The following is a 9,475-nucleotide window of genomic DNA, read 5'->3' as shown; positions in this document are numbered from 1 at the left end:
ATAGACATGAAAGCAAGAAACCTTATAAAAACAAGGATTCTATCAAAATAGTTGCTACCGATAATGAGACGTTATGTTAACCAAACATGAATCTGATATACAGCCTTATAAAGTGATATAATGAGCTTATAGTTCTCAACAGAAAGGATACATCTTATTTGAATCACTTTTCCGTAAATTTAATGCCAAGTCATTTTAGAGATTATAATGAACATTCTAGTTTACCAGCACATGATCTAATTTTGCGACCATTACTTTTATTTGCTACGGATTGCTATGTTTATGGGATCCAAAAGAATTCGGAGTTATTACAACAATGTTCTCATATACTCATTTCTACTCGTAACAAATACAAAGTTGATTTGAATCAAGAAGCTATAAAGGGATACGAACAATTATGGAATGTGACGGGATGGGGAAGAGGTTCTATTGTAATTGTGATGGGATTAGAACAATTTGAAAATCTAGATATCCTTTCTTACTGTTACGATCCTGATATTTTAGATAATCCTAATACAGGGGAAAGTATTTCAGCCGTTAGATATTCTAAAGATATGGCTAAGCAAGGTAAAGTTGCACTTTGTTTGTCGGCTTCCAACGGTATAGAGTGGATGAATATTTATGCTTCTGATGATGTTTTAGAAAAATTGTATGTCCGTGCTACAAAGGAATGTTTAGATTCGTATTCCGATACGATATATAAACCATAAAAAAGCAAAGGGAATTGCCTAAATAATAACTTCCGATATCGATAATTATGTCAACACAAAAGTCCCCCAGTTAAACAATCTGGAGGACTTTTAATAGTCTTCTAAATACATTGAATCCCCATAATGATGCGTTATATTAACTAAAATTGTATACCATATACAGCTTAAAAACAGAAAAAGACTACCTTTTCCCAGTTAAAAGAAGTAGTCTTTTTCTATTACGTAATTGAGTTTCATGAGTGATGTCTTATCGCATCTTGGATAGTTTGCTCAAAGGATATTTCCCACAATTATGGAAAATATCCTTTGTTTGTTAACTTTATTGTTGGCTAGATTGTTGGTTCTTTTTAGCTTCTGCTTGAGCGTTTTGTTGTTTTACTGCTTGTACATCTGTTTCACTAGCAAATTCCGTTCCAAATTTGTTAGATGCAGATGCAGCGTTTGTTCCTGCAGAAGTTTTGTTTGGTTGTTTGTTATTATTCATTACAATCACCTCCATAAAAATTAATGTTCCCGATAAGATCCTAACTATTCCAAAAAGCTTTTAACGAATATACGATTGCTAATAATAGGACTTTATGTTAACCGGACATGTATATGATATATATGGGGTAGCGTCAGGAAAATGCGGATTTACAACGCTAAGGAAATGTTACTTATTAAAAAAGCCGATTTCCATCTCAAGGAATCGACTTTTTTACTTAACCTGGTTTTGTTTTGATCTTTTGGTTTGAAATTTGCTTTTTGGCTAGAGTGCTGGCTCGTCGTGTGGGGGCGAAACCCCACGTATTACGTATCTATTTTTAGAATAAGAACTATCTTGAGACGAATGATCTAAGCGGTTCGGCTCGTATACTTGCTTGTCCAAGTCGAGAACCATTGCTTTGCTTTTTGTCTGTCGGCTTGGCGAGAAAAGCACACGAGCCGAAAAAAGTTCCGCAAGGACAGAACGACTTTTTGATTCTGAGGGTGGAGATTTTTGAGTGTTTTTCTCAAAAATACAACCCGTTCCTTGCGGAACTTTTAGCTATATATATAAGAGTGAGAAGAGCAAAGTGAAGAAAGTCAGTAATAGCAAGGGTTTAAAAGGTTTGAGGTGTTAAAAAAAATTAACACCTGTGTTAAAAAAAATTAACACCTATTTTTTGTAAAAAAGAACAAACAAAAAAAGTGCAATAGCTAATTGCACTTTTTTAAAATAAATATATAGGCAACTTATGTTTTTTCTTACTTCCTTCAAGTTGAATATCTCGTAATGCCCTTGCAAAAATTTGCTGTGTGGCCCTATCAACATCATCCTTTGGTGCATTACATAAAACATTTGGATTAACAAACCAAGTACGAGATGAACAAGTTCGTCCATCTTCAGTTGTTACTCCTGTTTCTGCAACTCCTAAAACTCCTTTAGCAAGTAAATCATTCATCATTTTAGAAATAGATGTTCTTGTTTTCCCTAATTTTTTTGCCAAATAACTTGGAGAAGCAGCATTTGGTTTAACTTCATCATCATTTTTTTCAACAATAACATTAGATTTAAATTCTAGAAATCTCGAAATATCAAATAAAAATGCCTTTTCTGGTTGAGTTAAATACCCAATTTCACACAAATAATCAATGTTCTCTGTAATCATTTGCACGAACTTCACCCCATCAGTTCGTTTTTTCTTTTTACCAATAAAATAATCTTCACCAGTTGTACTATGTAAAACTTGTAATAATAATTGTTGTTGTTCAGCAGACAAACCAAGTTGAGCTTGTCCAATTAAATCTTCTACCTTATTTTCTCTAACTTTAGCCTTTTTTTCTGCATCTTCAAAATTAACAACTTTACTCATATTTCTCCTCCTATTTTTCATAGGAAACTAGAAACCTAGTAAAAACATATATACTATGTAATTCAATTACATCAATTATTGTTTTATATATATTTGTTATGTTAAAATGTACATAGAATATTGAGTTTAGTAGGTTTCCTTGGTCGGTTCCTACTGTTTCCTAATTAATAATTTTTAAAGAACCTTGTTGGAGCAAGGTTCTTTTTCATTTTACCACAAATTTCTACATAAAACTTTAAACATCATCATGTAAAACAATGTTATAAACAGCTAGATTCGGATTTCTCTCTTGAAACACCTCAGCATACTGTTTTAACGCCTCTTTTTTGGATCCCCCATACATTGGGTCATCTTTACCCTCTCCAACCTCTACAACCAATTCTCGTTGCTCATGTGTCTTTTCATTTTTATGTATTTTGTCATAGTGGTCCTGAATCTTACGGTCATTGTGTTTTTGTTTCTCATTATACTTGTCCACCGCTTCTTGAAAGACATCCTTATATACACTTCGGATGTCCTTTTGAACAAAGTAGATATTCTCGTCTAATCTGGATGGATCGATGCCAGGATTCCCATGAATGTTTTCTCTGTTATTATGGCTTAATGAACTTTGGTGAGATTGATTAAATGAAATAGAGAACAATATAAAGTGCCACCACTTCCCCTAGATTAATTGATACAATAAGTCTAGCCAGGCGACGGAATTGTGTCAATTAACGTAACCCTATACGTATTTTGACGCTAACGCATCAAAATCGATAGGGGTCTGCGACGCTTTTCGGCTCCGCCGATCCATGCTTAGCATGGCAAAACCAAACCTTGGACTTTGTCCAAACCTACTGGGGAACTCTTCCCCAGACCCCCTCAATCCAACTCCCCAACCCCTCAATCCTTGAGGGGCTCCCTCGCCGTTAGGCAGGATCAAAAGGGTACCTTTTGACAACCACAAGAGGGTTGCATAGTGAATCTGATCAACTCCTTAATGCTCCTTCATTTCGCTTACAGCTTCATTCTGTCCGCTTACCGTTGACAGACACTGTATATCTACCTCTTATGGTAAATAAAAAAGGGCCTGAATACAGACTCCTTTTTTGTCCCCACTTATGGAATATTACACTTTTTTAAATTAATTCTATACAAAGAGATAGATTAAAGCTTATTAATTAATAAACTTTATTTTATTAAAAGGATAATATACAAATTCAGTTTTACCTACTATATCAGATTCATCTATATAGCCTAAACCATTCCGACTATCTTTACTATTTAGACGATTATCCCCCATTACAAATACTTTATTAACCGGGATTTTTTGTTCAGCATAATTTAATTGTTTATATTGCTCTAATAAATCTTGATTTAAATAAGCTTCTTTTTTTTCTACACCATTTATATACAGTTTACCCTCTGTGATTTTTACTACATCACCAGCTAGTCCAATGACTCTTTTCACCAAATGCATCTGATCTTCTGTTTTTTTAATAACAACAATATCCCCATATTTTATAGGAGAAAATTTTATTATAACTTTATTAACAAATAACCTATCTTTATTTTGCAAAGTTGGTTCCATAGATTCCCCATCTACTTTAAATGGCATAAAGATAAAAGTTCTAACTATAAATATAACAATGAAAACTACTAATATAATTAGAACCCATTTTAACTCCTGTTTTCCCTTAAGTTGTTTCATAGACATCCCTCAAACTTCGTATTATTCTTATTACAAATATTATAATAAGAAATGTAAAATCTATTTTAATCAGCTTCAGGTTTATTTTTATTTATATTGATATTAATTCCTGTTGGACTACCTTTTTTCTCTCCATTATTAAAAACACCTACTATACTAAACCAAGCCTGATCATTATAGTTAAAATATTTATAGTCTGTATTCTTAATATCAGCAGAGTTTGTTAAATCTTCTTTTAATATAGATAATAGTTTTTCTTCATCATAATTAATATCTAAACTTTCGAATAAATCCTTAAAAAATCTTAATACTATTTTTTTCTCTTCCTCATCTTTATAAAAGCTTCGATTATTTACAGTTACTTCTACACTAGAAACTTTTTCCGACTTGGAAAGGAAAAAAGCTTGGATTATATTTTTTTCTGAAATAACATTATAACTACCTTCTTTTTCAAATGTTTTTTTAATCCCTTCTTTATTTTTAATAGAAGTAAATAACTTTTCTGAAGAAATATTAAAAGTTTTCCTGTTTTTCATATATTCATCTTCTTGTTGTGTATGTTTATCACTCTCATTAGTTCGAGAATTACCCTTATTACTTTCATTAGAACATGATGAAAGTAATAAAATAGCTATTATTAATAAAAATAAATATGTTTTTTTCACTTATTAACCATCCTTTCTTCGTTAATAACTTTTCCACTTTCAAGTTCAAAAACAACATCACATAACAAACTTATATCATTTTCATTGTGACTAGTTAGAAGAATAGTTTTAACTTTTTTTAATTCTAAAAGAAGTTGTTGTATCTCCATAACTCCTTTCTTATCTAAACCGTTAAAAGGCTCGTCTAAAATAAGAATGGACTGATTTTCCATAATTGCTTGGGCTATTCTAAGTCTCTGTTTCATCCCCAAAGAATACTTCCCAACGTGTTTATTCATATGATCTTCTAAACCGACTAATTTTAAAGAATTTATTATTTGTTCTTTAGAAATTATCTTTTTAATTTTAGACAATAAAAATAAATTTTCATAACCTGTTAATTTAGGTAAAAATTCAGGTGCTTCAATTATAACTCCAGCATCTTCAATAAAATCTATATCTTTTCCTATTACTTTATCATTAACTTTCACTACACCTGATGTATAAGAAGTAAATCCACAAATCACTTTAAATAGCATACTTTTTCCAGAACCATTATATCCAATAAAACCATATGTCTTATTACTCTCTAATTTTAATGTAATATCATCTAAAATTAATTGTTTTTTTACTTTTTTTGATACATTTGATAGTGAAATAATATGAGACAATTCTATCATCCTTTCAATATATATAATTTATATATATATTTATAAATTAAGAAACAAAACACTAAAATAAAAATTTGTATAATAAAACTATCAATAAAACAAGAATTATAATCAAATAAAATGATATTTATACTTTTTAACTTTAAATCAAGATAAATAGTAAAAAGAGTTCCTCCTACTATCACTATAAATCCTATTAATTTTGAGTATAGAATATTTAAAATTAAACATATAAAACTCATATTACAGATAAAAATTAACATTAAAATAATATGTAGTACTAATAACTTCAATATTTCATAATCAAATAAAATTGAGATATTTTCTATAAACTTAAAATAAAACACATATATAACTATAGAAACTCCCCATAATATTACATACCTTATAGCATTAAAAATAATAAGATAAGATTCAGAAATACAATAATCATACATTCTTCTCTTTCTATAGAAAGTAAAATAAGAGTACGTACTTGGTGTACTCATAAAAGAAAAAGTAGAAAATACAATTCCTAAAAACAAAACAATAAAAGGCCTTACAATACTAAACACATCCAAAATATAATAACTATCTAAATTTTTTATTTGAGTATTACCCCAAAATTTAACAAAATAATTCAATAAAATAGATTTATTACTATATATAGGATATTCCATTAAAGTCGTAAATTTAATATTTATAAGCAGACTAGAAAATATTAATATTAAAAACACCATTTTTATTATCTTAAGAAATATGTTTTTGATTTCCATAATACAACCTTCTAACAAAGAATATAAATAAAAATATCAAACAGATATACAGAGAAAATATACTAATAACTATTAAAAAGTCTTTAAATGTATTAAGAGGCATTGCATGTAAAGATAAAGGTAAAAAAAGAAAATCATCACTTTCTTTTTTAAACAAAATAGAAAAAATACTTAACATAATAAAAAATAAAGCACTAATAAAAGAAGATATTCCTCCCCATATAATCCTAGGAATAATAACAACTAGATTAAGGAATATAAAACAAAGATTAATTAACATGAAAAATTTAATACTATATATTAGATCAATCTTACCAAAATGTTGAATATTTACAATATTTATTACAAAAACAAAAACAAACGTATACAAAATATTTAAAGGTACTAATTCTTTTAAAATTCCTAATACAGAATTACTTAAACTTTTATTTCTCACTAAGAACATACTATTTGCAAAAAACATTTGAAAATTATTAATAAAAAACAGATATAACAAGAAAAAAGGTATAAATGAATTCAAATTATCACTAATAAACATATTTGGTGATAATTGAGAACCATATGGAAATGTATAAATAATACAGTAATAAATATAAGACAACAAAAGAGCTTTTAAAATGCTATATTTATACACCAAACTTATCACCTCGTTTAAAATGAAGAAAAATAAGTACTATTCCTATAAATAAAGGAATTAGTAAAGGAACAATTACTTGATATAAAGAAACACCACTATAAGTATTATATAAAATTCCTACTAATGGAGAAATTAATTCAAAATTAAATGCCGCAGAAATATTTGACATCACCAAATAGTATATAAATGGAATTAATACAATAAAATAAACTTTTTCTGTCCATAATGCAATTGTACATGCAAAAAAACCATATATAGATCCAAAAATAAAATTAACTATAAAACAAATCACTACGAAATATACAATTGCATTATTAAAAGAAATATAAGAATTTATACTATTTAATAATCCAATGTGACTATTAATATAGTTTGAATTAAAACAAGCAACAAACAAATAAAACAATAAATATGGACCAGCAAAACACAAACCGGAAATAATTGAATATTGTAAAATAACAACTAATATACTTTTTTTGTAATTTTTTATCCTTGTATAGGCATGAACAAAATACCCTTTACCTTCATTATAAAAACCAATAATAGGAAAAGTTGCAGGTAGCGTAAACAAAAATAAAGAATAATACATACTATCAAAAGTCATTAGTTCCCAAGTTGATGACTTGAAAAGATAATTTTCAGCTAAAAAAAATCGACTTTTACCTGCTAAATCTCCTTTACTATAATCATATAAAAAAATAGATTCAAAAATACTACTTGATACAAAGAATGAAAAAAATACAATCAAAAGAAATGCTATAAAAGAACCAATACTATATTTGTTTATAAATCTATCTTTAATAATATTATTCACGATAACCTCCCAATTTGTGTAAAAAAATTACATTTAACCTATAAAACGGAAAACAGTCAAAATGATTAAATAAATTTATCTAATCACTTTGACTTAATTGAATAATCAATTACATAGATTCCTTTTATAAAAGAAACATTTTTTAATTAGTCTTGAGAATCAGGAGACCATGAACCTTTTACATAAATATCTCCACCACTATAGGTTCTTTTCATATTCAAATGATAATAATAACCAGCAGTTCCACTATTAGAGAATGCTTGTTTTGTACCTCTATCAAGTGTACCAGAACCTCTTGATTCATGATTTGAATTATGAAGTACAGTTTTCACATTAGCAGAACCAGAGCTTTCCTTTAAATTAACAACATAATATCCAGCACTTTGATGTCCATGATAAATTTTATAACCATCACCAGGAACATCTTTTGTATACGAATAACTAATAGAAAAATCGATCGGATCGATATCTCTTAATGCCTTTGCATCTGTTGCAGTAAAAATTCCAATCCCCATTGTAGCTACCAAAGCTGTTAATCCCAATTTTTTCAAGGTAATTCCTCCCTTTTTTAATAAATACATACAAATATTACATCATTAACCAAAACATGTAAACTATTAAATTTAAAAAATATAATATTTTTTAAATTTAATATAAATTTATATAATTCTAAAAATTCTGTCATTTTAAAAGGTAAGTTCCATTAATTAAAAATATACTAAAAACATATAAAATAAAAACAAAAGATTATAAAACTACGTAACATAATAATAGCAAGGGAATGCTTGTAGACTGATCTATACTGCATTCCCTTATTGTATGTATGCTATATTTCTATTCTTCTTTTTCCGACATTAGAACCCTACAAAAATATCAATCATATTTAATTTTTAAACAAACCGAAAAAACCTTTCCGTTTTTGTTTCTGATTTTGCTTCTGCATATCTCTAATGTTTTCAAGCAATAACTGATCTCGCTTCTCTAGCTTCTTCTCTATAAAAACTTCTAATTCGCTGTTTTTACCTTCTACTTCTGTCAACTTTTTCTCCGTATTAACTAAATGCTCTTTTGTCGTAACCAATTCATTCGTAATTTCTTGTAATTTTTGAACGAGTGCTTGATTGAATTGATTTTGTAATTGTTGATTTTCTAATACTTCATTCAATTTCTTTTCTAATTCTGATTTTTCTTCTCTTGAAACAAACGAATCAAGTTCCCCGTTTCGCCATGCTCGAACTTGATCGTAAGACCATTTTTGCACCTGTATTTTTTCTTTTATTGCTTTTAATTCTTCTATATTTTCCTTAGAGTATCTACGATGACCTCCCTGGCTTCGCTCAGTTTGTATGTTAAATTCATTTGACCATACCTTTAGCAAATCGGGTGTCACCTCTAAAAGTTCCGCAACAATTTTTGGTGTATGCATTTCCGATTTCAGTTCCAATTTTCATTCCTCCCCCAAAAACGGAATACGTTTTTTACTCATAAAACATGATTAAATCAATACTTTAATCAAAATCGGAATACACTTACAACCGATATGAAAACCGATTTTAAAAACGATTTAATTTCGAAATACATTCTGATTTTAACACTGATATGTATTACTTCTTGATAATAACATCAAAATCTTTTTTATTTATACAAGATTTTATGCAAAAAAAGAATAGCAAGGATCTCCCGGATTCCCTCTATATCAACGATGTATAAAATCAT

At 28.4% G+C, this 9,475-nt stretch carries 10 protein-coding genes and 1 pseudogene; 1 reads left to right on the top strand and 10 read right to left on the bottom strand.

What is annotated here, in order from left to right:
• The first annotated feature begins 158 nt into the window (after positions 1 to 158).
• On the top strand, positions 159 to 710 hold the full coding sequence (locus JDS80_RS29825) for a hypothetical protein (protein ID WP_097861054.1): 552 nt from the start codon (positions 159 to 161) through the stop codon (positions 708 to 710).
• Between the two features lie 319 nt (positions 711 to 1,029).
• On the opposite strand, the gene JDS80_RS29820 is transcribed toward JDS80_RS29825, so the two are convergent.
• The 10 genes and pseudogenes from JDS80_RS29820 to JDS80_RS29775 form a co-directional block, all read right to left on the bottom strand.
• Positions 1,030 to 1,194: a gamma-type small acid-soluble spore protein gene (locus tag JDS80_RS29820; protein ID WP_165927691.1), complete on the bottom strand. Its 165-nt coding sequence runs from the start codon at positions 1,192 to 1,194 to the stop codon at positions 1,030 to 1,032.
• Between the two features lie 709 nt (positions 1,195 to 1,903).
• Positions 1,904 to 2,545, bottom strand: coding sequence for a MarR family transcriptional regulator (locus JDS80_RS29815; protein ID WP_098305341.1), 642 nt, complete (start codon positions 2,543 to 2,545; stop codon positions 1,904 to 1,906).
• A gap of 241 nt (positions 2,546 to 2,786) precedes the next feature.
• Positions 2,787 to 3,191: pseudogene (locus tag JDS80_RS29810) on the bottom strand (plasmid recombination protein); the annotation flags it as partial.
• A 513-nt stretch (positions 3,192 to 3,704) separates the two neighbouring features.
• Positions 3,705 to 4,238, bottom strand: a complete 534-nt coding sequence (gene lepB / locus JDS80_RS29805; RefSeq protein ID WP_199640715.1) for a signal peptidase I — start codon at positions 4,236 to 4,238, stop codon at positions 3,705 to 3,707.
• A 65-nt stretch (positions 4,239 to 4,303) separates the two neighbouring features.
• Entirely contained in the window at positions 4,304 to 4,903 is a 600-nt protein-coding gene (locus tag JDS80_RS29800; RefSeq protein ID WP_199640714.1) for a hypothetical protein, read from the bottom strand.
• Positions 4,900 to 5,562, bottom strand: a complete 663-nt coding sequence (locus JDS80_RS29795; protein WP_199640713.1) for an ATP-binding cassette domain-containing protein — start codon at positions 5,560 to 5,562, stop codon at positions 4,900 to 4,902. Before JDS80_RS29795 ends, JDS80_RS29800 begins: the two co-directional genes overlap by 4 nt.
• The gene (locus tag JDS80_RS29790; RefSeq protein WP_199640712.1) at positions 5,559 to 6,308 is read right to left on the bottom strand and encodes a hypothetical protein; all 750 of its coding nucleotides are present in this window, start codon (positions 6,306 to 6,308) and stop codon (positions 5,559 to 5,561) included. The genes JDS80_RS29795 and JDS80_RS29790 overlap by 4 nt, the downstream gene beginning before the upstream one ends.
• A gap of 626 nt (positions 6,309 to 6,934) precedes the next feature.
• On the bottom strand, positions 6,935 to 7,759 hold the full coding sequence (locus JDS80_RS29785) for a hypothetical protein (RefSeq protein WP_199640711.1): 825 nt from the start codon (positions 7,757 to 7,759) through the stop codon (positions 6,935 to 6,937).
• Positions 7,760 to 7,905: 146 nt separating this feature from the next.
• On the bottom strand, positions 7,906 to 8,310 hold the full coding sequence (locus tag JDS80_RS29780) for a hypothetical protein (RefSeq protein ID WP_199640710.1): 405 nt from the start codon (positions 8,308 to 8,310) through the stop codon (positions 7,906 to 7,908).
• A gap of 332 nt (positions 8,311 to 8,642) precedes the next feature.
• Positions 8,643 to 9,203 (bottom strand): MerR family transcriptional regulator, encoded by a 561-nt coding sequence (locus tag JDS80_RS29775; RefSeq protein WP_199640709.1) that lies wholly within the window; start codon positions 9,201 to 9,203, stop codon positions 8,643 to 8,645.
• Positions 9,204 to 9,475 lie beyond the last annotated feature (272 nt).

It is taken from the genome of Bacillus cereus group sp. N8, from assembly GCF_016483685.1.
In the GTDB taxonomy this organism is placed as follows: Bacteria; Bacillota; Bacilli; order Bacillales; family Bacillaceae_G; genus Bacillus_A; species Bacillus_A proteolyticus.
Note: the sequence above shows the minus strand (reverse complement) of the source record. Positions and strands in the feature narration are given on the sequence as shown.

Excerpts from the sequence above, each read along its gene's own strand:
- JDS80_RS29815 (WP_098305341.1), bottom strand. The coding sequence starts at position 2,545 with ATGAGTAAAGTTGTTAATTTTGAAGATGCAGAAAAAAAGGCTAAAGTT.
- JDS80_RS29795 (WP_199640713.1), bottom strand. The coding sequence starts at position 5,562 with ATGATAGAATTGTCTCATATTATTTCACTATCAAATGTATCAAAAAAA.
- lepB (WP_199640715.1), bottom strand. The coding sequence starts at position 4,238 with ATGAAACAACTTAAGGGAAAACAGGAGTTAAAATGGGTTCTAATTATA.
- JDS80_RS29820 (WP_165927691.1), bottom strand. The coding sequence starts at position 1,194 with ATGAATAATAACAAACAACCAAACAAAACTTCTGCAGGAACAAACGCT.
- JDS80_RS29790 (WP_199640712.1), bottom strand. The coding sequence starts at position 6,308 with ATGGAAATCAAAAACATATTTCTTAAGATAATAAAAATGGTGTTTTTA.